Raw genomic sequence first — 24,887 nt, 5'->3', positions numbered from 1 at the left:
CACGAGGCGGGGGGAAGGTTGCGTCCTTTCACGAGCACGGCTGCCGCACCGGTCGACGTCGCGCCGAACCGTCGGGGCGGATCAGCTGGATTCGTCGAGGTTGTCCAGGAATCGGGCGGCCACAGGCGCGGCGACGGCAGCTCCCGCCCCCGCGCCCTCGACGATCACCGCGAAGGCCAGGTCCCCGTGGTATCCCACGAACCACGAGTGCGAGGGCGGCTCCTTGCCCGAGCCGTACTCCGCCGTCCCCGTCTTGCCCGCCGACCCGGCGGGGAACCGTACCGCCTGGGCCGTACCCTCGCTGATCACCGCGGGCATCAGGTCACGCAGCGCGCTCACCACCTTGGGTTCCAGTTTGCGCGGCGCCGAGCCCCCGGCGGGGACCAGGTCCGCGGGGACGAGCCTGGGCGGGCGCCAGGTGCCGTTGGCGATGGCGGCGGCGACGGCGGCCATGCTGAGCGGGCTGGCCAGGACCCGTCCCTGGCCGATGGAGGCGGAGGCGAGGTCGGTGTCGTCCTTCGGGTCGGGGTACTCCGCCCGTACGGCGGGCACACCGGGCATGATCGGCGCGCCGAAACCGAAGCTCGCCGCCACCTCGCCGAGCCGCCCGCCGTTCAGCGACGACACCGCCATCGCGCCGAAGGTGGTGTTGCACGAGTGGGCGAAGGCGTCCCTGAACGACAGCGTGCCGTAGTCGTGGAAGCCCGCGTTGTGGAAGGGGAATCCGCCGATGCTCTGCTCGGGCGGGCACTTGACGGTCTTGTCGGGCGCGACGCCGCCGGCGACGAGGGCGGAGGCGGTGACGACCTTGAACGTGGACCCGGGCGGGTACTTGCCGAGCAGCGCCCTGTTGAATCCGCCCGGCTTGTTGACGGCGGCGAGGATCTCGCCCGTCGAGGGGCGCAGCGCCACGAGCGAGGCAGGCTTGGTGACGCCGTCGAGCGCGTCGGCGCCCGCGCGGTGGACGCGCAGGTCGATGGTGGTCCTCAGCGGCTTGCCCTCGGTGGCGCCCTTCTCCGCCACCGTGTCGACGAGCTTGCCGTCCTGGTAGAGGTTGAGCTTGGTGGACGAGCTGCCGGTGAGACGGTCCTTGTAGGTCTCCTTGAGCCCGTCGACCAGCTGCTGGATCGATCCGGGCGCGTCCGTGCCGTCGATGCGCGAGCCGTCGGCGGCGGTGATGGCGGCGGTCTCCGGCTTGGTGGTGACCAGCTTGAAGGCGGCCTGGTGGCCGAGCGACGGGTGGATGGCGGTGGTGGACCAGTCGAGCTTCCACCTGCCGTCCCATTCGCCGACGTGGAGCTTGCCCTTGTAGGTCCAGTCGACGGCGCCCTTGAGGGTGGCGGTGAACGGGACGACCCTGCCCTCCTCGTGCTCCCGTACGGGCTCGCCCGCCTCGAAGGCGGCGGAGGTGATCTTCAGGTCCTTGAAGAAGCGCTGGTAGGCGCCGGTGAAGTCGGCTGGGGGAGCGTTGACGAGCGCCCGCATGGCCGGGTAGTCCTGTCTGGACCAGGCGGAGAGGAAGGCCTCCGCCGTCTCCTCCGGAGAACCCGTGGCACGCGTCACCCAGATCACCCCTCCCCCGACGAGGAGCGGCGCCAGGATCCCCGCGGTGACCAGCGGCCACTTCCTCCTGCGCCTGCGCTCCACTCTGAGGTTCCCGAGTTCGTGCATGCTGGCGAGCAGACCAGACGCCTTATCGGCTGTCCAATACGGATATAGGACTTGCATTCATCTAGTTATGGATATATTTGCTGGTCGTGGACCTTGTGCGGCACCTCTACTACTTCACGGTCGTCGCCGAAGAATGTCACTTCGGCAACGCCGCGATCCGCCTCGGCATCGCCCAGCCCCCGCTCAGCCAGCGCATCAAACGGCTGGAGGAGGAGCTGGGCGCGCGGTTGTTCGACCGCTCGTCCCGCCAGGTGAGGCTCACCGAGGCGGGGCGGCTGCTGCTGCCCGAGGCGCGCGAGGTGATCGCCCGCGTCGACCGCCTCCGCGAGCTGGTACGGCACGGCGAGGCCCGTACGCTCAAGGCGGCCCTCCCTCCCGACCTGGGCGCGACGGCCATCGCCGCCCTCGTGGCGCGCTTCCGCGAGGAGAACCCTGGGCTCAGGCTGGCCCCGGCCGAGATGTGGACGGCCGACCAGGTGACCGCGCTAGCCGACGGCACGATCGACGTCGGCGTCGTCCGTCACCCCGTCACCGCTCCAGGGCTGAGCTTCGGCGAGGTGCTCGTGCAGGCGCCCGGCGTGCTGCTGGCCGAGGCCGACCCGCTCGCCGCCGCCTCCAGTGTCCATCTTCAGGACCTGGCCGACAGGGAGCTGCTGCTGTTCCCTCAGGACGGAGAGCCGGGGGCGCATGCCGAGACCCTGTCCGACTGCCGCAGGAACGGTTTCGTCCCCGTCGAGGTGCATCATGGGATCGGGCTCGGGCTGGTGCTCGCGGGCTCGGCCGTGGCGTTCGGCCCGAAGGAGGCCGAACAGCTGGCGCCGCAGGGTGTGGTCTGGCGGCCGCTGCTCGGCTCGCCGCTGACCTGGCGGGTCTCGACGGCGTGGCGGGCGCGGACGCCCGAGGTGGCGGCTTTCGCGGCGGCAGCCGTACGAACGCTGAAGGAGAGTGCCGGGATGACCGAGGAAGGCGTCGCGCCCGCGCGGCAGGTCAGGAGGCGTCCTGCGATGGGATTCCTGGCATGAACCTGGAGGGGGTCTTCAGGCGGGCGGGTGTGGCGGGGTGGCTGCACGCCGCCGACATCGACGGCGGCGCCGAGGTGTCCTACCGCGCGGACGAGCTGGTGCCGATCGCGTCGGTGTTCAAGGTGCCGGTGCTGGTGGAGCTGGCCCGGCAGGTGGACGCGGGCCTGCTCGACCCGCGCGAGCCCGTGACGGTCACCAGGCGCACGTTCGGCGACACGGGCGTGGGCGCCATGCTCGACGACGTCACGATGTCGCTGCGCGACCTGGCCTATCTGATGATCGCGGTGAGCGACAACACCTCGGCGGACGCGGTCACCGCCAGCATCGGGCTGGAGAGCGTCAACGCGATGCTCGACGGGTTCGGGCTCGGCGAGACGCGCGTCGTGGACGACTGCCAGGGGTTGCTCACGAAGATCAGAGAGGACTCAGGCGGCGATTGGCCGGTGGTCGACCCGGAGACGCTCGCCGGGCTGAGGGCGCTCGACCCGCTCTCCACCAACAGGAGCACGCCGCGGGAGATCACCCGTCTGCTCGGCATGATCTGGCGGGACGAGGCCGCCTCCGCCGAGCAGTGCGCGTGGATGCGGCGCCTGCTCGGGCTGCAGGTGTGGCCGCACCGGCTCTCCTCCGGCTTCCCGTACGACGACGTGGCGGTCAGCGGCAAGACGGGCACCCTGCCGACGCTGCGCGCCGAGGTCGGCGTGGTCGAGTACCCCGACGGCGGGCGCTACGCCGTCGCCGTCTTCACCCGATCCTTCAGCCCCGCGCTGAACCAGCCGCGCGCCGACGCGATCATCGGCACCGCCGCGCGTATGGCTGTGGACCACCTACGCGGGTAAGGGGATGTGTGGGCGGCGGTGATGACTTTCCGTTCACGCGGCGACAGGATGGGACACATGGTTGCTGAAGGTGCACTGCTGTGGGAGCCGACCCCGTCGGTGGTGGCGAACGCCAGGATCACTCGCTATCTCGAAGGCCTCGGGCGCGCCGACTACCAGGACGCATGGCAGTGGTCCGTCGAGAACCCCGAGGAGTTCTGGACGTCGATCTGGGGCTACTTCGGCGTGGTCGGTGAGCGTGGTGACGGGCCCGTCATGACTGGGACGATGCCGGGCGTCGAATGGTTCACCGGAAGTTCGCTGAATTATGCGGAGAACGCCCTCAGCCGCGAGACCGGCACCGCCGTGATCTTCCATTCGGAGGACGGCACCCGCCGCGTCATCACCATGGCGGAGCTGCGCGAGGAGGTGGCGAGGGTCAGGCAGGGCCTGGTCAAGCTGGGTGTCCGCAAGGGTGACAGGGTCGCGGGCTACCTGCCGAACATCCCCGAGGCGCTCATCGCCTTCCTGGCCACCGCCTCGCTCGGCGCGATCTGGTCAGCCGGATCTCCCGATTTCGGGGTGCCCAGCATCGTGGACCGTTTCACGCAGATCGAGCCCAAGGTGCTCATCGCCGTGGACGGCTACCGCTACGGCGGCAAGTCCTTCGACCGGTCGGCCGCCGTCGCCGACATCGCCGCCGCGCTGCCCTCGCTGCGCGCGACCGTGTGGATCCCCTACCTGGTGGCGGCCGAGGAGGGCCTGCCCCCTCAGCGGGCCGAGCCCACGCCCACGCACGCGGCCGCCCTCCCGCACGGCGAGGTCATCGGCTGGGAGGGGCTGCGCGCCGAGGAGGGGCCGCTGGAGTTCGAGCGCGTGCCGTTCGACCACCCGCTGTGGATCCTCTACTCCAGCGGCACGACGGGGCTGCCCAAGCCGATCGTCCACGGGCACGGCGGCGTGGTGCTCGAACACCTCAAGTCGCTCTCCTTCCACCAGGACCTGGGGGAGGGCGATGTGTTCTTCTGGTACACCACCACGGGCTGGATGATGTGGAACTACCTCATCGGCGGCCTGCTGGTGGGATCCACCGTGGTGCTGTACGACGGGGCGCCCACCGACCTGTGGGAGATCGCGGCGGCCGAGAACGTCACGTACTTCGGCACCGGCGCGCCGTACATCGTCTCGTGCATGAAGAACGACAAGCGGCCGGCGGACCTTCCGGCGCTGAAGGGCATCGGGTCGACGGGTTCGCCGCTGCCGCCCGAGGGGTTCGCGTGGCTCGCCGCGGTCCTGCCAGGCGTGCCGGTGGGCTCGTTCTCCGGCGGCACCGACGTGTGCACCGGGTTCGTCGGGGCCACGCCACTGCACCCGATCAGGGCGGGCGTCATTCCCTGCAGGTCGCTGGGCGCGCGGGTGGAGTCGTTCGACCCTTCGGGCAAGCCGGTCATCGGCGAGGTGGGCGAGCTGGTGCTGACACAGCCGATGCCGTCCATGCCGGTGATGTTCTGGAACGACCCGTCGGGGGAGCGGTACCGCGAGAGCTACTTCGACGTGTACCCGGGAGTGTGGCGGCACGGCGACTGGATCAAGATCGAGGAGGACGGCCGCTGCGTGATCTACGGGCGCTCCGACTCGACCCTGAACCGAGGCGGCGTGCGGATGGGGACGAGCGAGTTCTACCGGGTGGTCGAACGCTTCCCCGAGATCGCCGACAGCCTGGTGATCGACACGGGGCAGCTGGGGCAGGAGGGGCGGCTGCTGCTGTACGTGACGATGGCGTCGGGAGAGGTGACGCCCGAGCTGGAGTCCAGGCTGAAGGCGGCGCTGCGGGAGGAGCTGTCGCCGCGGCACGTCCCCAACGAGATCATCGCGGTGCCGGGGATCCCGCGGACGCTGTCGGGCAAGAAGCTGGAGGTGCCGGTGCGGAAGATCCTCCTGGGGACGCCGGTGGACCAGGCGGCCAACCGCGACGCGATGGCGAACCCGGAGGTCCTGGAGCACTTCAAGCCCTGACCGCCGGGTCCGGAGGTCAGGCGGGGGTGATGCCGAAGAGGGGGAGGCAGGGTTCGAGGCCGTGGATCGAGACGTCCGCGGCGGGCGTCCAGTCGTCACGGGACAGGCGGAACCTGCGCGTGACGGCCGGCTTCCCCTGACGGTTGTGGATCTCGATCCCGTCCTCCCGGTACCCGAGCTTGCGCGTCACCCCCAAAGACGCCGGGTTGTCCTCGAACGCCTCCGTCCTCGCGTACCGCGCCCCGAGCCCGTCGAAGGCGAAGTGCAGCGCCGCGCGCCGCATCTCGGTCCCGATGCCCTTCCCCTGGAAGCGCTGTCCGATCCACGACCCGGTCTGGACCTCACGGGTGATCGCGAAGTCCTTGCCCGTCACGCCCTGGATGCCGATCGCCTCGCCGTCGAGGAACACCGCGAACTCGCACGCCCACGACTCGGGCGTCCAGGCACTCCACGTGTGGAACTGGTACCGGATCGTGGCGCGGGCACGCTCGTCGGGCGACGCGTCCGTCCACGGGACGAAGAACGGCATGAAGCCCGCCTCGTGGACGCCCTCGGCCGCCCTGTCTCCGAGCGAGTCGAGCTCCGCGATGCTCGGCAGGCGCAGCTCCAGCCTGGGTGTACGGATGGACAGGTCGAAAAGCGGCACATGACGCATGCGCTCCATTATGGCCGTTCACCGGCGACGAAGATCTACATTTTTCGCGGGGCCGCCTCCCGCAGGGCCTGCTCGTACTGCCGCCGGGAGAAGACGAACGGCCCGAGCCGCTCGGACAACTCCCAGTCCCTGTGGTTGTTGCGGAAGCCCGACCACCGGACGAGCGTGTCGGTGAGCTCGACCCTCGCCCGCGGGAGGAGCTACACCCCCTGCGGGAACGCGAACAGCCGTCCTGGGTCGTAGGCCGCCTTCACCGCCGACAGCCTGGCCGCGTTCGCCCCGTAGTAGGACTGCCGCCACTGCGCGATGTCGGGGTCGATGTAGTTCGCGTACGCGTGCTCCCCGAGATGCGGCCCCATCGCCTGGCGGGTGCCGCGCAGCCACGCCCGGCCCGACCCGTCGGCGTAGTACTGCACGCTGAACAGCGCCTGCCGGTGCGGGAAGGCCGTCGCGTCGGGTCGTACCCTGCTGATCGCGCCGCCCATCGCGTCGATCAGCACCGAGTGCTCGCCGGGGCGCGCGACGCGGGCCACCAGCTCCTTGGCCGCCGCCGTGGACAGCTTCGCGTAGGCGAGGTGCGAGGAGGCGACGAAGGCCTCGCGCGGCATCTGGCGGCACTGCGCGACCGTCCTGCCCGAGCATCCGGCCATGATCATGGTCGCCGCCGTGTAGGAGCGTTCGACCACGTACCGGGACGACGGCGCCCCCGTGGCCCTGATCAGGCCGTCGAGCAGCGTCGCGCAGCCCGCTCTGCCGCCCAGGTAGAGCCCGCCCACCTGCACGTCGAGGCCGCTCGAGCTGCGGGTGAGGTGGAGGTTGGACCACATCGCGTCGGGGGCGGCCGGCGCCCACGACTGCCACGCCTTCACCACCGAGGCCGCCTTCGACCACGGCCAGTGCAGGAAGAACACCGTGACGTCCCTGGTCGGGTGGGTGCGGAAGGTGAAGGAGACGGCCACGCCGAAGTTGCCGCCCCCGCCGCCCCTGCACGCCCAGAACAGGTCGCTGTGGGTGTTCTCGTCGCAGGTCAGCACCCGGCCGTCGGCGGTCACGACGCGTACGGACTCCAGCGCGTCGCAGGTCAGGCCGTATTTCCTGGACACCACGCCGATCCCGCCGCCCAGCGTGAGCCCGGCGATGCCGACGGTCGGGCAGGTGCCGGCGGGGATGCTGACGCCCTTGGCGTGGAGCCGGTCGTAGACGTCGATCAGCTTGGCGCCCGCGCCGACGGTCGCCAGGCCCGAGCGGTAGGTGACGGTGTTCATCCGTGACACGTCGATGACCAGGCCCGGGCCCGTCGACCAGCCGGCGTAGGAGTGGCCGCCCGAGCGCGGGGTGAGGGGGACCCGCTCGCTGCGGGCGAAGCTCAGGCACTCGGCGACGTCCGACGGCGTGGCGCAGTAGGCGACAGCCCGCGGCCTGACCCTGTCGAAGGTGGGGTTGTAGAGGCGGCGGGCGGCGTCGTATCCGGCGTCGCCCGGCCGTACCAGCCGGCCGTCGAGGCCCCTGCCGAGCGCCGCCCAGTCGGGCGCGCCCACCGCCGGGGCGGTGCCCAGCGCCCCGAGGGCGGCGGTGAGGAGGAAGCTGCGACGATCCATCAGATCTTCCCGAGGGGACCGGCGGCTTCAGCCGTCGAGGGAAATGGGGGCGGGAGGGCCGCCAAGGCCCGAGCGTGCCCTGACCTGCCTGGTCCGCGCATCGCAGATTTCCTTCCGGGTTTTGTCGGTGCCTGGCGATAGCGAGGTGTTCTCGTTGCCGAGCGTGGGAGGTGGGTGTGCGCAGGTCGTTCAAGTTCCTGCTGCGTCCCACGAGCAAGCAGGCCGCCGCGCTCGCGCAATGCTTGGAGGACCACCGTGAGCTGTACAACGCCGCTCTTGAGCACCGCCGCACCGCCTACCGACGCGCAGGCGTCACGATCCGGTACGGCGACCAGTCCGGCGAGTTGAAGCACATCCGCGCCGACGACGCCGACGGGCAGGCCCGCTGGTCGTTCTCCTCCCCGAGTTCGCCTGTACGGCGTGCGGGCATACCGCACACGCCGACGTGAACGCGGCCGTCAACATCCTCAGGGCAGGGCTTGCCCTTCGCCGGGCTGCGGAAGCGGCTTAGCGAGAAGCCGCTCCCTTCGGGGAGCGGAGGAGTCACGTGATCTCCCTGAAGTCGTCCTGCTGAACCGAAGGGTGAGACGCACGAAAGGAGCGACTGGTTGGTTACATTCCGATCACTGGCCCGACGCCAGGCGGAGGGCGAGAGCGGGACACATCTCCACCGCCCTTCGGGCCTCCCTGCCCATCCAGCCGGGCACCTCGCGGAAGGACGGGTAGCCGTGGTCGTCCAGGTCCACGAACTCCGGCAGCAGGTGCGCGCACAGGCCATGACCCTGACAGCGGGTCCAGTCGACGTCGAGCCGGTAACGCGGCTCGTCCTCGTCCTCCTGCAGCGGCAGCGCGCCGCGGATGGGCCGCCCGCACGTACCGCGCTCCTCGTGCCGCTCCACGTCGAGAGCGAAGGCCTCCAGGGCCGACAGCACGAACCTCGCCGTCCCGTCGGGGTGGAAGCAGGCGCCTCTGCGTTCCACCGTGCGTACGGCCCGCCGCACGTCTTCGGCCGAGCCCGAGCCCTCGGTGAGCGCGCACAGCGTCCTGGCCACCTCGGGCAGCCCGAGACGGCAGGGACCGCACTGCCCCGACGACTGGGCGGACAGGTAGGCGGTGACCCTGGCCACCTCCCCCAGCGGGCAGGTCGTCGTGGGAACCGGCACCACGATCCCCGCGCCGAGCACGCCCCCGGCCAGCCGCATCCCCTCGCGGGAGACGACGGCGGCGGCTGCCGCCTCCGCGGTGAGCCACGCCCCGTGGTACCCGCCGACCAGCACCCCTTCACCCGGGTCGAGCCCGCACTCCTCCAGCACCGTGGCCAGCGGGACGCCCGTCATCACCTCGACGACCGCCTCGCCCCCCACGGTGAGCAGGACGGTGCCCGGTTCGCGCGGTGTGCCCACCTCGGCGTATCCGATCGGGCCCAGCTCGGCCAGGACGGCGAGCTGGGCGAACGTCTCCGCGTTGGACAGCAGCGTGGGCAGGCCGCCGACGCCCTCCTCCGTCGCCCTGCGTCTGCGCCCCGCGGGGACGGCGTCGAGCCCGTTCACCCCGCGGACGAGCGCGCCGCCCTCACCGCTGATGAACCGCTCGGGCAGGCCGACCACGCGCATCCGCCCGCCGTACCGCTCGGCGGCTCCTGACACGGTCGCCGCGCGGCGCTCCTCCAGGGCCGCGATCATGGACGCGTGCGCCACCTCCCCTTCCACGGTCGCGATGACCACCTCGCGCGCCCGCAGCGCCTCCGCGGCGAGGAGCGCGCCGTCCAGCACCAGGTGCGGGGCGCGGACCAGCAGCATCGAGTCCTTGGCGCTGGCGGGCTCGCCCTCGACCGCGTTGACCAGCACCACTCTCTCTCCAGGCGCCACCGCGCGGAGCTTGCGCGCGAAGGGGAACGCGGCCCCTCCGCGGCCACGCAGATCCACCTCCTCGGCCAGCGCGATCAGCGTGTCGAGCTCGCGCCGCGCGGGCTCGCCGTGCAGCGCCCTGTGCGCGGGCAGATCCAGCCGCCTGCAGTGGTCGAGACCGGCCGTGAGCCTGGCCGGCGCGAGCCTCAGCACGCGCGGCACCCTGTGCGGAATCATCCCGCCCTCCTTCTGCGCAGATCATCGAGACTGACCAGCTCGCCGACGACCACGGGCTCCTCCACGACCTCGGGTACGGCAGGCGGCCTGCGAAGCGTCGCGACCGCCCTGACCAGCAACGCGGACACGACCGCCGCGAGACAGACGACGTAGGACCAGGCCACCCACCCGGCGGGCGTACGGCCCGCGGTCAGCCCGTGCAGGATGGCGACGGGCCAGGCCAGGTAGGCGGCGCCGTGCAGTACCCGCCACAACCACGGGCGCGGCGTGTGCGCGAACCAGCCGCGCGTCACCCCCGTCGTCGTGGCCAGCGCGAACAGGGCCAGCGCGATCAGGCCGGTCAGCGAGGAGGCCTTCAGCGCGGCGTGGACGAGCAGGAAGGCCATCCCCGCCGCCGCCGCGACCCTGTGGGCGAGCTGGGCGCGGATCCTGTTGGGGGCCGAGAGGAAGACGCGCTCGGTGGTGATCAGGCCGAGCGCGATGGTGGCGGTCAGCGTGACAAGGGCGAACACGCCCACGTAGAACTCCAGGAAACCCAGGCCGCTGTCGAGCAACTGGACACCGCGCTCGGTGCGGGCCAGCGCGACGGCCGAAAGGATCAGCGCGGTCACCGACGCGGTGGCCCCCAGGCGCATCTGCCTGGTGTCCAGACCCGCGTGGCGCGGCTGCTTTCTGTGGAGCATCGATTCCCTCCCAGGGAGATGGGTGAGGTGTGCCGCCCGGGAAGTCGTCGACGAGTGAACCCGCTAGCAGCGCCTGCCGCGGTTGATGCAGTTCACGACGAAGGACATCAGCCGGTCGGGCATGACGTTGGCGAAGTCGGCATGGTCGGTGACCGGGTTGTGCAGCTGCTCGGGGAAGGCGTCAAGCGCGTAGGAAGGACCCTGGGGCACGCTGTAGGTGAGGATCATCCGCAGCTGCGGCACGGCCCTCGTGCCCTGCGGGCAGCCGCCGCCCTGACCAGGGAAGACCACGTGGGTCCTGTGGTTGGCGCTGTCGGTGTTCTGGCCGTCCCAGCAGCTGGGGAAGTCGAGCACTCTGACCACGAGGCTGCCGCGTGGGCACAGCGGGTACTTGGTGGTGACGCGGTTGGTGAACCCGGTGCACGTCCACGCGGCACGCGCGTTGGCGTCGCCGTTCGTGGCCGCCTTGGCGTCGCCGGTGATCAACCTGAGGAAGCGGGGCATGGCGCTGACCCTGCTCGCCGCGTTGCCGCGGAACTGCATGATCGCCTGGCGGGGGCGCAGCACCTGGCCGACGTTGCCGTCGGGGTCGCCGAGGTTGGCGTCGATCTTCCTGTCCCTGAGCACGGGCCAGAAGTAGGTCGATCTGTCGTCGAACCTGCAGGTGGTGCCCGCCGCCGCCAGCGACTGGTCGGTGGAGAAGCCGTCGGTGGACACATTGCCCACGTAGTCGTGCAGGTGGTGGGCGCCGTTGGAGACGCCGGGGGCGACGATGAAGTTGTCGGGGTTGTTGTGGCGGTTGCCGTTCGTGCCGCACTGGGAGACGAACGTGCCCCTCGAACCCGACCTGAGGTTGGACAGGAGGTTGCCGCCCGGCTGCACGTTGCGGATGTTGACGAAGTCGGCCGCGAACGGGCCGAGGTCGGCGCAGTCGTTCTCGCCCTGGGACTGCGTGGGGGAGGGGGTGGGGCGAGTCCGCCGGTCGTTCCGCGGCTGCTCGGACTCGGTGGGCTGAGCCTCGGGCTGGTCCGGATCCTGGGGGTCCTGCGGGTTCTGCTGGTTGCCCGGATTCCGGGGATCCTGCTGGTTCTGCCGGTCTCGCGGGTCCTGTTGGTTCTGTTGATCACGCGGATCCTGGGGATTCCGCTGGTCCTGCGGGTTCTGCCGGTCTTGCTGGTTGCCGGGGTCCTGTTGGTTCCGCTGGTTCTGTCCGGTACGGCGGTCGCCCTCCCCGGTACCGGTCGGCGACGGGGTGGGCTCGACCGGGCTGAGCGCGCCGCCCCCCTGCCCCTGGTCCTGACCCTGGCCCTGGTCCTGTCCTTGGCGCTGGTTCTGCCCCTGCTCGTTCTGGCCTTGCTGGTTCTGGCCCCGCTGGTTCTGTTCGGGGTGTCCGGCGGGGTCGCAGTGGTCGGCGAAGGCGGGGAGGGCGGGAATGACGGCCGCGGACACCATGCCACCGGCCACCAGGGCCAGCGACGACATGGCCGCGGCCAACCGTCTGGAAGCGATCACTGGTTCTCTCTCCTTGAATCGGCCGCCGCCATGGCGACGGGAGCGGGCGAAGGCGCGGGAGGCTCGGGCAGCGCGTCGTAGTCGACCAGCCCCGTGCTCTCCAGCAGCGTCATGTGCTTGAGCACGAACGCGTTGGCCGTCGTCGCGAACTTCCTGATCTCGTCGTTCCTGGTGCCGGCCCTGACCAGGGCGATCACGCTGAAGACCTTGCCGTGGGCGGCCCGCAGCAGGTTCGCGAAGTCCTTGTCGTAGGCGGCGCCGCTCTTGGTGGACAGCTGGGCCATCCAGCGCTGCTGGTCGGCCGACGCCTGGCTGGGCAGCACCACGCCGAGGCGTGCCGCGACCGCGATGACCTCCTTGTCGAGCTTCTGGTGGTCCTCGACCAGGTGCTTGCCGACGTCCTTGACCCGCTCGCTGAGCGCCCGTTGCTGGGCCTGCTGGCCGGTGGGGATCTCCCAGAGGCCCGCCTGCCGTACCTTGATCAGCAGATCCTGGTCGGAGGTGGTCGGCGCCAGCGGCGAGGTGAGGGCGACGGGTCCCGGCATGACCAGCACCACCGTGACCACGGCCGCCACGGCGAAGCCGCCCAGCAGGAGCAGCTCTCCAGCGGCGGGCATGCGGCGTAGAAGCCTGTGCATGGTCGGAGGTACGCGCTTCCGACGGGCAAGGTTCACGGCAAGTGTCGAGATAGTCAGAAATGACTGGAGTTATCGGAGTGACTACCGAGGCGATAACGAAGGTGTAAAGATGTGCCCCGTGCTAGGTCACCTCGACGACATGGAGCACCGAATACAGGCGCTCTATGAGCAGTTCGGCGGGCCTTTACTCCGCCACGTGCGCAAGACCACAGGAAACGATCTGCAGTGGGCCGAGGACGTCGTGCAGGAGACGATGGTCAGGGCCTGGCGGCATTCCGACCGACTGCAGTGGGAGCCTGGACTTGTCTGGGCGTGGCTGCTCACCGTGGCCCGCCGCATAGTGATCGACGGAAGACGCCGCAAGAGCGCCCGGCCGCACGAGGTCGAGCCGCCCGAGGCGGACACCGTCGCCGTTCCCGACGGCTGCGATCGGGCGCTGTCGGCGATCGTGGTCGCCGACGCGCTGCGAAGCCTGTCGCAAGAACACCGCGAAGTCATCGAGCAGACTTATCTAAGGGATCGTACGATTAGTGAAGCGGCGGAGATTCTGGGGATTCCGCCGGGCACGGTCAAGTCAAGGCTCTACTACGGGATCAGGGCTCTGCGGGGGCTGCTGCGGGACAAGGGGGTTGCCGGCTGATGCATCCTGAGGTGGCTGCCTACGTGCTGGGAGTCCTCGATGAGGCGGATCTGCAGGCGTTCGAGCGCCACCTCGACTCGTGTGAGCAGTGTCAGACCGAGCTGATGGAGCTGAGGGAAGTTCCCGATCTGCTCGACGATCTCAAGTTCCAGACCTCGGCGTCAGAGGATGATGACCCCCCCATACCGATGTCACGTTGACGTCTGTGGACTTTTCGGGTGATATCGGGTACGTCCGGTCAACGAGGACCGGGCTGTTGGGGGAGGTGCCCGGTGGTGGGGACAGGAGCCATGCCTCCTGACCGGAGTTTCGGCGAGGAGGGCGCACGCCTGTCCTGCGGCGGATGCCTCCGGCCATCCGTCCTGCTCGACCACCCCCGCCGTCTCCAGCGGACGCGCGACGCCGGCGAGAGCGAACTCGCCAGGCCGCGCAGCCGGCTGGACGAGCCCACGCTGTGGGATGCTTACCTCACCGCCCTCTCCCAGCGCGGCCGCGCCGTCTCCGACGAGGAGACCATGGCCTCGCTGCCGGTCGTGGCGAGGGACCGCACGTCGCATGACGACCTGTGGCAACTGGCCGAGGATCTGCCGACGCACGACGAGACGTGCGCGTTGTGGCGCATGCGTCACGTTCAGATGGCCGAACGGCAGATCGGCACCAAGTCGGGCACTGGCGGCTCGACTGGCGCGCCGTACCTCCGGGAACGCACGCGCTTGTACTACTTCCCCCTGTTGTGGGAACTAAGAGGCTGGTTGTGACCAGCATCCGATATGGCGACCCCTCACAAAGGAGTGAGAGCGAAATGCCGCTCGACGAGGCCAAGGATGAGCTGCTCCAGAACGCCGCGCAGATCTGCGCGGCAGGCGGCGACCACGGGAGCCCCGAGGAGGCTCTGGCCTACCTGCGCGTCTACTATCGGCACGTGGCGGCCGACGACCTGCTCGACCGCGATCCCGTCGATGTGTACGGCCCCGCGATGTCGCACCGGCAGCTTGCCGAGGTGCGGCCGCAGGGCAGGGCGGTGGTGAGGGCCTACACGCCCTCCGTCGAGGAGAACGGCTGGGACCCGGGCCACTCCGTCGTCGAGGTGGTGACCGACGACATGCCCTTCCTCGTCGACTCCGTCACCATGGAGCTGGACAGGCACGACATCGGCACCCACCTCGTCGTGCACCCGCAGTTGCGGGTCCGCAGGGACATGACGGGCCGCATCCTCACCCAGGGTCAGGAAGACGTCACGGGGATGATGCTGGTCGAGTCGTGGATGCACATCGAGATCGACAGGCAGGCCGACCCCGCGGTGCTCAGGTCGATCGAGGCCGACCTGCAGCGCGTGCTGTCCGACGTACGGCACGCGGTCGAGGACTTCCGCAAGATGCGGGCGCTGGCCGTACAGACGGCCGAGGACCTGTCGATGAACCCGCCGCCGCTGGAGCCCGCGGAGGTCGAGGACAGCCTTGACCTGCTGCGCTGGCTGGCCGACGGGCATTTCACCTTCCTCGGCTACAGGGAGTACCGCCTGGAGGAGTCCGAGGAGGGCGACGCGCTGCGCGCGGTGCCCGGAGCGGCCCTCGGCATCCTGCGCGCCGACAAGCCAGGCTCCGACAGCTTCTCCGCGCTGCCGCCCGAGGTGCGCGCCAAGGCCCGCGAGAAGCAGCTGCTGATCATCACGAAGGCCAACTCGCGCGCCACCGTGCACCGGCCCACCTACCTCGACTACGTCGGGGTCAAGATGTTCTCGCCCGAAGGCGAGGTGATCGGTGAGCGGCGCTTCCTCGGCCTGTTCACCCACGTGGCCTACAACGAGTCGATCTCCAGGATCCCCGTGCTGCGGCGCAAGCTCGCCGAGGTGCTCGAGCACGCGGGGCTCACCCCCGAGAGCCACGACGGCAAGGACCTGATCGAGATCCTCGAGACCTACCCGCGCGACGAGCTGTTCCAGACGCCGGTGGACGAGCTGGTGCCGATCGCGCTGGGCGTGCTGCGGCTGCGCGAGCGCAAGCAGGTCAAGCTGTTCCTGCGGCGCGACGACTACGGCCGCTACATCTCGTGCATGGTCTTCCTGCCGCGTGACCGCTACACCACCAAGGTCCGGCTGCGCATGCAGGAGATCCTTCTCAGGGCGCTGGGCGGCAAGTCGCTCGACTACAGCGCCATGATCGGCGAGTCGGCGCTGGCCAGGCTGCACGTCGTCGTCCGCGGCGAGCGTGGCAAGCCGTTGCCGCAGCTCGGGGTGGACCTCGAGGAGCTGGAGTCCAGGCTCGCCGCGATCACCAGGTCGTGGGAGGACGACCTGGCCGCGGCCATCGGCGAGATGACCACGGAGGAGGAGACGCCCCAGCTCGTCAGGCGATACCACTCGTCCTTCCCCGAGGGCTACAAGGCCGACTTCCCGCCCAAGATGGCCGTGGCGGATTTGCGCCGCCTGGAGGAACTGGTCGGCAAGCCGGACGAAGCGATCGGCATCAACCTCTACGAGCCGTACGACGCGGCCGAGGGCGAGCGGCGCCTGAAGATCTACAAGCTGGGCTCGCCGATCTCCCTGTCCCACGTTCTGCCGCTCATCCAGCGGCTCGGCGTGGAGGTGGTCGACGAGCGACCGTACGAGATCGACCGCGACAACACCCCGGCCACCAAGAACGCCTGGATCTACGACTTCGGGCTGCGCTACACCCCGTCGGCGGACGTCGACCGCAACGACTTCAAGCGGCTGTTCCAGGACGCGCTGCGCGCCCTGTGGACCGGCGTCGTGCAGGCGGACAACTTCAACGCCCTCGTCCTGGCAGGCGGTCTGACCTGGGAGCAGGTCGAGATCCTGCGGGCCTACGCCAAGTACCTGCGCCAGGCGGGCACCACCTTCAGCCAGCGCTACATGGAGCGCGTGCTGGTCGGCAACGTACGGCTGTCGCGGCTGCTGGTGCGGCTGTTCGAGGCCAGGCTCGACCCGAAGCGCTCCGACGACGTGCGCGCAGACCTCGCCGAGGCGCTGCACGAGGAGATCCTCGGCGCTCTCGACGAGGTCGCCTCGCTCGACGAGGACAGGATCCTGCGGGCCTACCTGGAGATGATCCAGGCGACGCTGCGGACCAACTACTACCAGGTGGGGCACGACGGGCAGCGCAAGCCGTACATCTCGCTGAAGGTCGACCCGCAGGCGATCAGCGTGCTGCCGCTGCCGCGCCCGCGCTACGAGATCTTCGTCTACTCGCCCAGAGTCGAGGGCGTCCACCTGCGCTTCGGCAAGGTCGCGCGCGGCGGCCTGCGCTGGTCCGACCGCATGGAGGACTTCCGGACCGAGATCCTCGGCCTGGTCAAGGCGCAGATGGTGAAGAACACCGTCATCGTGCCCACCGGGTCGAAGGGCGGCTTCGTCGTCAAGCGCCCGCCCACCTCGGGCAAGCGCGAAGAGATCATGGCCGAGGGCATCGCCTGCTACCGGATGTTCATCTCCGGCCTGCTCGACATCACCGACAACCTGGTCGACGGCAAGATCGTGCCACCGGCCGACGTCGTACGGCACGACGGCGACGACCCCTATCTCGTCGTCGCGGCCGACAAGGGCACGGCGACCTTCTCCGACATCGCCAACAGCGTCTCCGCCGAGTACGGCTTCTGGCTGGGCGACGCCTTCGCCTCCGGCGGCTCCATCGGCTACGACCACAAGGCCATGGGCATCACCGCCCGCGGCGCGTGGGAGTCGGTGAAGTACCACTTCCGCACCGCGGGCGTGGACATCCAGACCACCGACTTCACCGTGGCCGGCATCGGCGACATGTCGGGCGACGTGTTCGGCAACGGCATGCTGCTCTCCGAGCACATCCGCCTCGTCGCCGCCTTCGACCACCGCCACATCTTCATCGACCCCGACCCCGACGCCGCCACCTCCTTCGCCGAGCGGCAGCGCCTGTTCGACCTGCCGCGCAGCTCGTGGGCCGACTACTCCACCGAACTGATCTCGTCGGGCGGCGGCGTCTTCCCGCGCACCGCGAAGTCGATCCAGATCACGCCGCAGATGCGGGCGGCGCTCGACATCCCGTCCGACGTCTCCACCATGCCGCCGAACGACCTCATCAGCGCGATCCTGCGGGCCCGCGTCGACCTGCTGTGGAACGGCGGCATCGGCACCTACGTGAAGGCCTCTGCCGAGTCGAACGCCGACGTCGGCGACAAGGCCAACGACTCGCTGCGCGTCAACGCGGCCGAGCTGCGCTGCAAGGTGATCGGCGAGGGCGGCAACCTGGGCTTCACCCAGCTCGCCCGCATCGAGTTCGCCCTGAACGGCGGGCTGGTCAACACCGACTTCATCGACAACTCGGCAGGCGTCGACACCTCCGACCACGAGGTCAACATCAAGATCCTGCTCGACCAGGTCGTCCGCGACGGCGAGCTCACCGACAAGCAGCGCAACCAGGTCTTCACCTCGATGACCGAGGAGGTCGCGGGGCTGGTGCTGCGCGACAACTACGCGCAGAACGTCGTCCTGGCCGCGGCCCGCGCCCAGGCGCCCGAGATGCTCCACGTCCACGCCCGCTACCTGCGCCGCCTGGAGCGTGAGGGGCTGGTCAACAGGGAGCTGGAGTTCCTGCCGTCGGACAAGACCCTGGCCGAACGCCGCCAGGCGGGCCTCGGTCTGAGCGCGCCCGAGTTCTCCGTCCTGCTGGCCTACACCAAGCTGGTGGCCGACGCCGAGCTGCTCGGCACCGACCTGCCCGACGACCCCTACCTGGCCTCGTGGCTGGTGTCGTACTTCCCCTCCGCCCTGCGCGAGCGCTTCCGCACCTACATGGACGCCCACCCGCTGCGCCGCGAGATCATCACGACCTGTGTGGTGAACGAGCTGGTCAACTCGGCGGGCACGACGTTCATGTTCCGCTTCGGCGAGGAGACCGGCGCCTCCACCCAGGACATCGTCCGCGCCTACCTGGTCGCCAGGGAGGTCTTCGACCTGGCCAGCTTCCACCGCGGCGTCGAGGCGCTGGACAACAAGGTCGACTCCCGCACCCAGATCGCCATGCTCCTGGAGTCGCGCAAGCTCACCGAGCGGGGCACCCGCTGGCTGCTCGGCAACCGGCGCCCGCCGCTGGACCTGGAAGCCTCGGTGAACTTCTTCATCAAGGGCGTCAACGGCCTGCTCACCCACCTGCCCAAGCTCCTCACCGGGCCCGACCTGCTCGCCTACGAGGAGCGCCGCGACGGCTTCGTCGCCAGGGGCGTCCCGCTCGAGCTGGCCGAGAGGGCCGCGGCCATGGTGCCGGCCTACTCCACCTTCGACATGGTGGAGATCTCCTCGCTGACGGGACGGCCCGTCAACGAGGTCGCCGAGGTCTACTTCGACCTCGCCGACCGGCTCCAGTTCGCCCGCCTGCGCGAACGCGTCATCGCCCTGCCGCGGGACAACCGCTGGAACTCGATGGCCCGCTCGGCCCTGCGCGACGACCTGTACGTCGCGCACGCCTCCCTCACCCGCGACGTCCTGGCGCACAGCACGCCGGGGTCCTCGCCCGAGGAGCGGCTGGCCAGGTGGACGGAGGCGAACTCGGCGGCCGTCTCCCGGGCCAAGCAGACGTTGTCGGAGATCTGGGAGAGCGACAACTTCGACCTGGCCACGCTGTCGGTGGCGCTGCGGGCGATCCGCACCCTGGTGGCGACCAGCAGCCTCCCGCCGCACGAGTCCTGACGGCGTGAGCCTTCGGCGGGGGCCTTCCGGCCCCCGCATCGGCCGCCCTCCGGGCTCACCGGCGGGCGGCCGGCCGGTGGTGGCGCATGATCTCCAGGGGCGCGGTCACGCGTTGGCGTAACGGGTGGCCAGGGAGTGCAGGAGGTCGCGTAGTTCCGGCGGGTCCAGGACGGTGAAGGGCACGTCGAGGGTGCCCAGGAAAGCCGCCAGGTTGTGCAGGGATTCGCCGCCGGTCTCCAGCACCCCGTCGTCGTGCAGGACGCCCACGGTGGGCGGCAGGAGGTCGGTGAGCCGCGCCAAGGGGGCGTGCAGGCGGACGCGGGCCGGGTGTTTCCACGCCGTCGAGCCGACGCCGCGCATGACGTGGGTGGCGGCGTCGCTCGGGGGAGTGCGAGGGGTGAAGCGGGGGCCGTTCGGCGTGCGGGGGCGGATGCGGTCGGCGCGGAAGGTGCGCCAGTCGGCGCGGGCGGTGTCCCAGGCCAGCAGGTACCAGCGGCGGCCGGTGTAGACGAGGCGGTGGGGTTCCGCCGTGCGTGAGCCGGTCGTGCCGTCGTGCCCTTGGTAGTCGAAGCGCAGCTGCTCGTGGTCGCGGATGGCGGCGGCGATGAGCGTGAGCGTCTCGGCGTCGACCGTGGGGCCGCGGCCTGCGACCGACACGGTGGCGGCTCCCACGGCGTCGATGCGGCGCCGCAGCCGTGACGGGAGCATCTGCTGGAGCTTGGTGAGGGCGCGCAGCGAGGTCTCCTCGATGCCGGTCACCGTGCCTGCGGCCGCGGCGTGCAGGCTGACGGCCACGGCCACCGCCTCCTCGTCGTCCAGGATCAGCGGGGGCAGGGCCGCGCCCGCGCCGAGCCGGTAGCCGCCGGCCGTACCGGTGGTGGAGTGGATCTGGTAGCCGAGGATGCGCAGCCGCTCGATGTCGTTGCGCACGGTCCTGGTGGTCACCTCGAGCCGTTCGGCCAGCTCGCCGCCCGGCCAGTCGGGACGTGACTGCAGCAAGGACAACAGGCGCAGGAGCCGGACCGAAGTTTCCAACATTTCCTCAGTCTGCCAGCCGTTGAGGAAACGGAGCTTCCTCAACGGCTCCTATTGTTCGGAGAAGAGGAAAGGAGCAACACATGTTGCGAGGAATGGCCACTGTCAACTTCTGGGCCGACGACGTGGAGGCCGCCAAGAAGTGGTACGTCGAACTGCTGGGCGTCGAGCCGTACTTCGAGCGCCCGGGCGACGGCAAGCCGGCCGCCTACTACGAGTTCAGGATCGGCGACTACCAGGCAGAATTCGGTCTCATCGACCGGCGTTACGCCCCGCAGGACGCGCCCGTCGCCCCCGGGGGCGCGGTCATCCACTGGCACGTCGACGACGTGGAGGCCGTCCTGGACCGGCTGCTGTCCATGGGGGCCACGCCGTACATGCCGCTCACCAAGTACGGCGAAGGCTTCGTCACCGCTTCGGTGGTCGACCCGTTCGGCAACGTGCTGGGCATCATGTACAACCAGCACTACCTGGAGATCCTGGGCCGATGATGCACTTCGAGGACGCCGCCCAGTGGGAGTCGTGGCTGGCCGGGCACCACGAGACCGAGGGCGGCGTCTGGCTGAAGATCGCCAAGAAGGGGTCGGGGGCTCCCTTGCTCACGATCGGGCAGGCGCTGGAGGTCGCGCTGTGCTACGGCTGGATCGACAGCCAGCGCAAGTCCTGTGACGAGCACAGCTTCCTGCAACGGTACTCGCGCCGCCGCAAGGGCAGCCCGTGGTCGCGGGTCAACGTCGAGAGCGTGGAGGCCCTGACCGCCGCGGGGCGCATGCGGCCGCCCGGCCTGGCGCAGGTCGCCGCCGCCCAGGCGGACGGCCGCTGGGAGGCGGCCTACACCGCCCAGCGCAACGTCACCGTCCCACCCGACCTGGCCGAGGCGCTGGCCGCCCACCCCGAGGCCGCCGCCCGCTTCGAGGCGCTCGACAAGACCGGCCGCTACCTGGTGATCCTGTCGCTGCTGAAGGCCAGGACCCCCGCCGGGCGCGCGGCCCGCCTGCGGAAGGCCATCTCGGGCCCGCTGAGCCGGTGAAACCCGGTGACCGCCCTCATCCGAGGCGATCTCCGGCCCCGCCAAGCCGGTGAGACCTCACGGCCGCCCTCATCCGAGACGAGGCAGGACCCCGGGCTTCTACCATGGTCACCCATGACCGAGCCGGACTTCCTCGCCGCCACCCGCGCCGCCTACGACACCGCCGCCGTCCGTTACGCCGAGTTCGTCGGCGAGCGCTTCCATTCCAGCCCGCTCAACCACGCGATGATCTCCGTCTTCGCCGAGCTGGTACGGGCCGCGGGCGGCGGCCTGGTGGCGGACGTGGGGTGCGGCCCCGGCCACATCACCGCGCATCTGCGTTCCCTCGGCGTCACCGCCTTCGGCGTCGACCTGTCGCCGGAGATGATCGCGCTCGCCCGCGGCGCCCATCCGGGGCTCCGCTTCGAGGTGGGGCTGATGGGCGACCTCGAGGTGGAGGACGCCTCCCTGGCCGGAGTCCTCTCCAACTACTCGATCATCCACACCCCGCCGGAGCGGCTCCCTGAGATGCTCGCCGAGTTCCACCGCGTGCTCGCGCCCGGCGGCCATCTGCTGGTCTCCTTCCAGGGCTACGACCACCCCACCGGCCTGGCCGAGGCATTCGACCACAAGGTGTCGCTCGCCTACCGGTACTCGCCAGACCGCGTGGCCGAGCTGCTGCTCAAGGCCGGGCTCGACGAGGTGGCCAGGCTGATCTGCGCTCCCGGCGAGGACACCCAGCGGGGCTTCCCCCAGGCCTACCTCATCGCCCGCCGTACGGCCTAGCGCCACGAAGGCGAGCACGGGTGCTCAGGGAAAAACCCAGTGATCTTGTGGGGCCAGGCTGTTCATACTGCCGGAATGAAGGAACCAGTCCTGTCCAGTGAGCTGCTCGGGTTTCCCGCCGAGGCCAGGCTTCTCATCGTCAACAACGACGACTTCGGGATGTACCACGCGATCAACGCCGCGGTCGTCGACTCGATCGAGCGGGGGATCGCCCGTTCGTGCAGCCTGATGGTGCCGTGTCCGTGGGCGACGCACGCCATGCACCTGCTCCGCCTGCGTCCCTGGCTCTCCTTCGGCGTTCACCTCACGCTGGTCTGCGAGTCGCCCCTCTACCGGTGGGGACCGCTGACCGCGAAGGAGCAGGTGCCCTCGCTGCTCGACGAGGCGGGCGCGCTGTTCGCGCCCGCCCGGATTCCCGAGCTGCTCGCGCAGGCCCGGCTGGACGAGGTCGAGCTGGAGTTCAGGGCGCAGATCGACGCCGTGGTCGGCAGCGGGCTGAGGCCGACCCCGTGATCGGCGGCCCTCCGGAGGGAGCCGGCGGGAGCGCGCCTCGGGTGCGCGTCCTGCGCAGCGCTAGCCTGGCCGTCGTGAACCACATTCTGACGACCGGGCGACTGGTCCTGCGCCCCGCGACCCCGCAGGACCACGCAGGGCTGCTCGCCCACTGGACGGCGCAGGACGTGCGGAGGTTCCTGTTCGACGGGGCGATCCTGTCCCCCGAGGAGATCACCGAGGTCATCGAGGACAGCGCGCTGAGCTTCGCCACCGCCGGGCACGGCCTCTGGCTGATCAGGGAGAACGACAGTGCCGACCTGGTCGGCACGGCAGGGCTCAGGCCGCTGGAGGACCTCGGCCTCGAGATCTTCTACAGCCTGGCACCGGCCGCGTGGGGCAAGGGCTACGCCACCGAGGCCGCCCGCGCCGTGGTCGAGCACGCGCTCGGCCCGCTCGGACTGCCCGAGGTGCTGGCCGAGGTCGACGAGGGCAACGCCGCGTCGGTCGCGGTCGTCGAACGGCTCGGCATGACCGCGTTCGAGTCGGTGCCCGGCCTGCTCGGCCCGATGACGCGCTACCGCAGGAAGCGCTGAGCCCCACGGCGACTCAGGCCGGCGGGCAGAAATAATGGTTTGCGGGTGTTCGTAACGGTGTGCTGGGATGACGCGCTGTGACAGCCATGCGCGATCTCGTCCGCCCCGACGACTACCCCCGTTCGTCTCGCTACGACCCCGAGTGGCTCGTCGGCCTGGACATGGGCCCCAACCCGCTGTGGTTGCTGGAGGACTTGTCGCGCGACCTCGATCTCAAGCCCGGCATGCGGGTCCTGGACCTCGGATCCGGCATGGGTGCCACCTCGGTGTTCCTCGCTCGCGAGTTCGGCGTGGACGTCGTGGCCGCCGACCTGTGGATTGCGCCCGAGAAGGCCGAGGCCGTCTTCGCCGAGGCGGGCGTCGCGGACCAGGTGCGGGCGGTCAGCGCCGAAGCGCACACCCTCCCGTTCGAGCGCGAGTCCTTCGACGCGATCGTCAGCATCGACGCCTACGAGTACTTCGGCACCGCCGACAGCTATCTGGCCTACATCACGCGCTTCCTCAAGCCGGGCGGGCAGCTGGGGATCGCCACCCCGGGCATGACCCGCGAGGTCCGCGACCTCGGCGCCATCCCCCCGCACATCAAGGACCTGGTCGGGTGGGAGGCGATCGCCTGGCACACCGCCGAATGGTGGCGCTTCCAGTGGGACATCACCGAACTGGTCACCGTGACCTCGGCGCGGCTGCAGGCCGGTGGCTGGCACGACTGGCTGCTGTGGGCGCGCGCCTGCCTCGAGCACGGCGCCACCGACAGGGACGTCGTCGAGCGGACCATCGCCATACTCGAGGCCGACCAGGGCGAGTACCTGTCCTTCGCCCTGGTGACGGCGGTCGCGTCCCGCTGAGGCGGGTGACGGCGGGCCAAGTTCCGCTGAGGTGACGGCGGCTGGATCCCGCTGAGGGCCGGTGCCGCGTGGGGGAGTCTCAGGGAAGACCGTGGGTCAGGTGCCGCTGGCTTTCGTGATCGCGCCGTCGTAGCCGATCACAGTGGCCGCGGCGGCCGCCGGCAGCGCGGCGATGTACTGCTGCGTCTCGTAGATCTTCATGGTCTGGCTGTAGGCGTCGCGCGCCAGCGCCCACCGCCCCGTCGGCGGGATGGGCAGGAACGGGTTGACGAACACGACGTTGGTCATCGACGTCGTCCTCAGCAGGGAGTACTGGACGAGCGCGCCACCGTCCACGGTCCGCAGCGCGTAGACCGGATAGTCGGCCGGCGTGAAGATCGAGTCGTAGCGGAACCCGTCGGTCCTGGCCGCCGTCCTGTTGACGGCGATCGTCGCGGCCGTCTCGGTCGTGTAGGCGCCCGGGGCGACGAGGTTGGCCCCCATGGCCGCGGGCCCGCGCTCGGCGATGGTGGCGTGGAGCGGGGCGACGTAGCGTGGGCTGATCTGGACGCTCTTGTCGTCGAGGCCCACCGTCTCCGCGTAGCCCGCCGCGTCGCGCTTCACCTCAGGCAGCTTCTGCCCAGGAAGCAGAAGGGAGAGCGAGCTCAGCCGCCAGTCGGTGCCCTTGACGAAGGTGAGGACGGCGGTGCGGCCGTCGCGGGGGACGACCGCGGTGAACCACAGCAACTCCTCGGCACGCAGTCTCGGCACGAGGAAGGACGGGGTGCCCCAGGCGTAGCGGGCCGGGCGGTCGTGGGTGGAGGCGTACTCGGCGTTGGCCAGGTCGAGGCGGCCGTCGCGGGTGATGGCCCTGACCAGGCGCCTGGAACCGGCGGCGCGCAGCAGGTCGTCGGTGAGGATGTACTCGGAGAAGGCGTTGGCCGCCTCGCTCAGCGACACGCCGGGAGCGGTGGTTGGGGTGGGGGTGGGGGTGGCCGACATGGTGGCCGCACCAGTGGGTCGCGGCGCACCCGAAGCAGAGCAGGCCGTCACCGCGGCCAGCACGCCGGCGGCGAGAGCCGCCCATCCCCGCCGCCCGTATGCACGCACCTCGCTATGTTATGGGGTGCG

General features: G+C 70.3%; 23 protein-coding genes and 1 pseudogene. 15 read left to right on the top strand and 9 right to left on the bottom strand.

Going from position 1 to position 24,887, the window contains the following annotated elements; genetic code table 11:
• Positions 1–81: 81 nt before the first annotated feature.
• Positions 82–1,671, bottom strand: a complete 1,590-nt coding sequence (locus tag AB0B45_RS29670; protein ID WP_358137065.1) for a penicillin-binding transpeptidase domain-containing protein — start codon at positions 1,669–1,671, stop codon at positions 82–84.
• 86 nt (positions 1,672–1,757) lie between these two features.
• Here AB0B45_RS29670 and AB0B45_RS29665 point away from each other — a divergent pair, with 86 nt between their 5' ends.
• The 3 genes from AB0B45_RS29665 to AB0B45_RS29655 are packed head-to-tail and all read left to right on the top strand — an operon-like array spanning position 1,758 to position 5,527.
• Positions 1,758–2,693, top strand: coding sequence for a LysR substrate-binding domain-containing protein (locus AB0B45_RS29665; protein WP_358137062.1), 936 nt, complete (start codon positions 1,758–1,760; stop codon positions 2,691–2,693).
• Entirely contained in the window at positions 2,690–3,532 is an 843-nt protein-coding gene (locus AB0B45_RS29660) for a serine hydrolase (RefSeq protein ID WP_358137059.1), read from the top strand. The genes AB0B45_RS29665 and AB0B45_RS29660 overlap by 4 nt, the downstream gene beginning before the upstream one ends.
• Before the next feature lie 57 nt (positions 3,533–3,589).
• On the top strand, positions 3,590–5,527 hold the full coding sequence (locus AB0B45_RS29655) for an acetoacetate--CoA ligase (RefSeq protein WP_358137057.1): 1,938 nt from the start codon (positions 3,590–3,592) through the stop codon (positions 5,525–5,527).
• A gap of 16 nt (positions 5,528–5,543) precedes the next feature.
• On the opposite strand, the gene AB0B45_RS29650 is transcribed toward AB0B45_RS29655, so the two are convergent.
• Positions 5,544–6,182, bottom strand: coding sequence for a GNAT family protein (locus AB0B45_RS29650; protein ID WP_358137055.1), 639 nt, complete (start codon positions 6,180–6,182; stop codon positions 5,544–5,546).
• Positions 6,183–6,382: 200 nt separating this feature from the next.
• Positions 6,383–7,780, bottom strand: a complete 1,398-nt coding sequence (locus AB0B45_RS29645) for an FAD-binding oxidoreductase (RefSeq protein WP_358137052.1) — start codon at positions 7,778–7,780, stop codon at positions 6,383–6,385.
• A gap of 170 nt (positions 7,781–7,950) precedes the next feature.
• Between AB0B45_RS29645 and AB0B45_RS29640 the strand changes: the two are divergent.
• Together AB0B45_RS29640 and AB0B45_RS29635 are read left to right on the top strand one after the other, a co-directional pair.
• Positions 7,951–8,076 (top strand): annotated as a pseudogene (locus AB0B45_RS29640) (helix-turn-helix domain-containing protein); the annotation flags it as partial.
• A gap of 89 nt (positions 8,077–8,165) precedes the next feature.
• On the top strand, positions 8,166–8,291 hold the full coding sequence (locus AB0B45_RS29635) for a zinc ribbon domain-containing protein (protein WP_358137297.1): 126 nt from the start codon (positions 8,166–8,168) through the stop codon (positions 8,289–8,291).
• A 112-nt stretch (positions 8,292–8,403) separates the two neighbouring features.
• Here AB0B45_RS29635 and AB0B45_RS29630 read toward each other — a convergent pair whose 3' ends face one another.
• The 4 genes from AB0B45_RS29630 to AB0B45_RS29615 all read right to left on the bottom strand — a co-directional run bounded on the left by AB0B45_RS29630 (position 8,404) and on the right by AB0B45_RS29615 (position 12,676).
• A complete protein-coding gene (locus AB0B45_RS29630) occupies positions 8,404–9,864 on the bottom strand; it encodes an NADH-ubiquinone oxidoreductase-F iron-sulfur binding region domain-containing protein (RefSeq protein ID WP_358137049.1) in 1,461 nt (486 codons plus the stop codon).
• Complete coding sequence (locus AB0B45_RS29625) at positions 9,861–10,547, bottom strand: hypothetical protein (RefSeq protein ID WP_358137047.1); 687 nt, start codon at positions 10,545–10,547, stop codon at positions 9,861–9,863. Before AB0B45_RS29625 ends, AB0B45_RS29630 begins: the two co-directional genes overlap by 4 nt.
• 63 nt (positions 10,548–10,610) lie before the next feature.
• Positions 10,611–12,059: a DUF1996 domain-containing protein gene (locus AB0B45_RS29620; RefSeq protein WP_358137044.1), complete on the bottom strand. Its 1,449-nt coding sequence runs from the start codon at positions 12,057–12,059 to the stop codon at positions 10,611–10,613.
• The gene (locus AB0B45_RS29615) at positions 12,056–12,676 is read right to left on the bottom strand and encodes a DUF4142 domain-containing protein (RefSeq protein WP_358137041.1); all 621 of its coding nucleotides are present in this window, start codon (positions 12,674–12,676) and stop codon (positions 12,056–12,058) included. Before AB0B45_RS29615 ends, AB0B45_RS29620 begins: the two co-directional genes overlap by 4 nt.
• Positions 12,677–12,815: 139 nt before the next feature.
• Here AB0B45_RS29615 and AB0B45_RS29610 point away from each other — a divergent pair, with 139 nt between their 5' ends.
• The 4 genes from AB0B45_RS29610 to AB0B45_RS29595 all read left to right on the top strand — a co-directional run bounded on the left by AB0B45_RS29610 (position 12,816) and on the right by AB0B45_RS29595 (position 19,014).
• Complete coding sequence (locus AB0B45_RS29610; RefSeq protein ID WP_358137038.1) at positions 12,816–13,337, top strand: sigma-70 family RNA polymerase sigma factor; 522 nt, start codon at positions 12,816–12,818, stop codon at positions 13,335–13,337.
• Positions 13,337–13,537 (top strand): zf-HC2 domain-containing protein, encoded by a 201-nt coding sequence (locus tag AB0B45_RS29605; RefSeq protein WP_358137035.1) that lies wholly within the window; start codon positions 13,337–13,339, stop codon positions 13,535–13,537. The genes AB0B45_RS29610 and AB0B45_RS29605 overlap by 1 nt, the downstream gene beginning before the upstream one ends.
• A gap of 90 nt (positions 13,538–13,627) precedes the next feature.
• Entirely contained in the window at positions 13,628–14,095 is a 468-nt protein-coding gene (locus AB0B45_RS29600; RefSeq protein WP_358137033.1) for a tryptophan 2,3-dioxygenase family protein, read from the top strand.
• Positions 14,096–14,139: 44 nt separating this feature from the next.
• Positions 14,140–19,014, top strand: coding sequence for an NAD-glutamate dehydrogenase (locus AB0B45_RS29595; RefSeq protein ID WP_358137031.1), 4,875 nt, complete (start codon positions 14,140–14,142; stop codon positions 19,012–19,014).
• Between the two features lie 105 nt (positions 19,015–19,119).
• On the opposite strand, the gene AB0B45_RS29590 is transcribed toward AB0B45_RS29595, so the two are convergent.
• Complete coding sequence (locus AB0B45_RS29590) at positions 19,120–20,052, bottom strand: YafY family protein (RefSeq protein WP_358137028.1); 933 nt, start codon at positions 20,050–20,052, stop codon at positions 19,120–19,122.
• Between the two features lie 80 nt (positions 20,053–20,132).
• Here AB0B45_RS29590 and AB0B45_RS29585 point away from each other — a divergent pair, with 80 nt between their 5' ends.
• The 6 genes from AB0B45_RS29585 to AB0B45_RS29560 all read left to right on the top strand — a co-directional run bounded on the left by AB0B45_RS29585 (position 20,133) and on the right by AB0B45_RS29560 (position 23,777).
• Positions 20,133–20,540 carry a VOC family protein gene (locus AB0B45_RS29585; protein ID WP_358137025.1) on the top strand — a complete coding sequence of 136 codons (408 nt, stop codon included), beginning with the start codon at positions 20,133–20,135 and terminating at the stop codon, positions 20,538–20,540.
• Entirely contained in the window at positions 20,537–21,079 is a 543-nt protein-coding gene (locus AB0B45_RS29580; RefSeq protein WP_358137022.1) for a YdeI/OmpD-associated family protein, read from the top strand. Before AB0B45_RS29585 ends, AB0B45_RS29580 begins: the two co-directional genes overlap by 4 nt.
• 114 nt (positions 21,080–21,193) lie before the next feature.
• Positions 21,194–21,844: a class I SAM-dependent methyltransferase gene (locus AB0B45_RS29575; protein ID WP_358137020.1), complete on the top strand. Its 651-nt coding sequence runs from the start codon at positions 21,194–21,196 to the stop codon at positions 21,842–21,844.
• Between the two features lie 75 nt (positions 21,845–21,919).
• Positions 21,920–22,357: a ChbG/HpnK family deacetylase gene (locus tag AB0B45_RS29570; RefSeq protein WP_358137017.1), complete on the top strand. Its 438-nt coding sequence runs from the start codon at positions 21,920–21,922 to the stop codon at positions 22,355–22,357.
• A gap of 74 nt (positions 22,358–22,431) precedes the next feature.
• A complete protein-coding gene (locus AB0B45_RS29565; RefSeq protein ID WP_358137014.1) occupies positions 22,432–22,932 on the top strand; it encodes a GNAT family N-acetyltransferase in 501 nt (166 codons plus the stop codon).
• 86 nt (positions 22,933–23,018) lie between these two features.
• Complete coding sequence (locus tag AB0B45_RS29560; RefSeq protein WP_358137011.1) at positions 23,019–23,777, top strand: methyltransferase domain-containing protein; 759 nt, start codon at positions 23,019–23,021, stop codon at positions 23,775–23,777.
• Positions 23,778–23,873: 96 nt separating this feature from the next.
• On the opposite strand, the gene AB0B45_RS29555 is transcribed toward AB0B45_RS29560, so the two are convergent.
• Positions 23,874–24,866, bottom strand: coding sequence for a hypothetical protein (locus AB0B45_RS29555; protein WP_358137008.1), 993 nt, complete (start codon positions 24,864–24,866; stop codon positions 23,874–23,876).
• Positions 24,867–24,887 lie beyond the last annotated feature (21 nt).

The organism is Nonomuraea sp. NPDC049152, assembly GCF_040648355.1.
Lineage (GTDB): Bacteria > Actinomycetota > Actinomycetes > Streptosporangiales > Streptosporangiaceae > Nonomuraea.
Note: the sequence above shows the minus strand (reverse complement) of the source record. Positions and strands in the feature narration are given on the sequence as shown.

Bases quoted from the DNA above. Each gene is read 5' to 3' on its own strand.
- AB0B45_RS29670 (WP_358137065.1), bottom strand. From the start codon at position 1,671: ATGCACGAACTCGGGAACCTCAGAGTGGAGCGCAGGCGCAGGAGGAAG.
- AB0B45_RS29660 (WP_358137059.1), top strand. From the start codon at position 2,690: ATGAACCTGGAGGGGGTCTTCAGGCGGGCGGGTGTGGCGGGGTGGCTG.
- AB0B45_RS29655 (WP_358137057.1), top strand. From the start codon at position 3,590: ATGGTTGCTGAAGGTGCACTGCTGTGGGAGCCGACCCCGTCGGTGGTG.
- AB0B45_RS29650 (WP_358137055.1), bottom strand. From the start codon at position 6,182: ATGCGTCATGTGCCGCTTTTCGACCTGTCCATCCGTACACCCAGGCTG.
- AB0B45_RS29645 (WP_358137052.1), bottom strand. From the start codon at position 7,780: ATGGATCGTCGCAGCTTCCTCCTCACCGCCGCCCTCGGGGCGCTGGGC.
- AB0B45_RS29630 (WP_358137049.1), bottom strand. From the start codon at position 9,864: ATGATTCCGCACAGGGTGCCGCGCGTGCTGAGGCTCGCGCCGGCCAGG.
- AB0B45_RS29625 (WP_358137047.1), bottom strand. From the start codon at position 10,547: ATGCTCCACAGAAAGCAGCCGCGCCACGCGGGTCTGGACACCAGGCAG.
- AB0B45_RS29615 (WP_358137041.1), bottom strand. From the start codon at position 12,676: ATGCCCGCCGCTGGAGAGCTGCTCCTGCTGGGCGGCTTCGCCGTGGCG.
- AB0B45_RS29605 (WP_358137035.1), top strand. From the start codon at position 13,337: ATGCATCCTGAGGTGGCTGCCTACGTGCTGGGAGTCCTCGATGAGGCG.
- AB0B45_RS29600 (WP_358137033.1), top strand. From the start codon at position 13,628: ATGCCTCCTGACCGGAGTTTCGGCGAGGAGGGCGCACGCCTGTCCTGC.
- AB0B45_RS29595 (WP_358137031.1), top strand. From the start codon at position 14,140: ATGCCGCTCGACGAGGCCAAGGATGAGCTGCTCCAGAACGCCGCGCAG.
- AB0B45_RS29590 (WP_358137028.1), bottom strand. From the start codon at position 20,052: ATGTTGGAAACTTCGGTCCGGCTCCTGCGCCTGTTGTCCTTGCTGCAG.
- AB0B45_RS29585 (WP_358137025.1), top strand. From the start codon at position 20,133: ATGTTGCGAGGAATGGCCACTGTCAACTTCTGGGCCGACGACGTGGAG.
- AB0B45_RS29580 (WP_358137022.1), top strand. From the start codon at position 20,537: ATGATGCACTTCGAGGACGCCGCCCAGTGGGAGTCGTGGCTGGCCGGG.
- AB0B45_RS29575 (WP_358137020.1), top strand. From the start codon at position 21,194: ATGACCGAGCCGGACTTCCTCGCCGCCACCCGCGCCGCCTACGACACC.
- AB0B45_RS29570 (WP_358137017.1), top strand. From the start codon at position 21,920: ATGAAGGAACCAGTCCTGTCCAGTGAGCTGCTCGGGTTTCCCGCCGAG.
- AB0B45_RS29560 (WP_358137011.1), top strand. From the start codon at position 23,019: ATGCGCGATCTCGTCCGCCCCGACGACTACCCCCGTTCGTCTCGCTAC.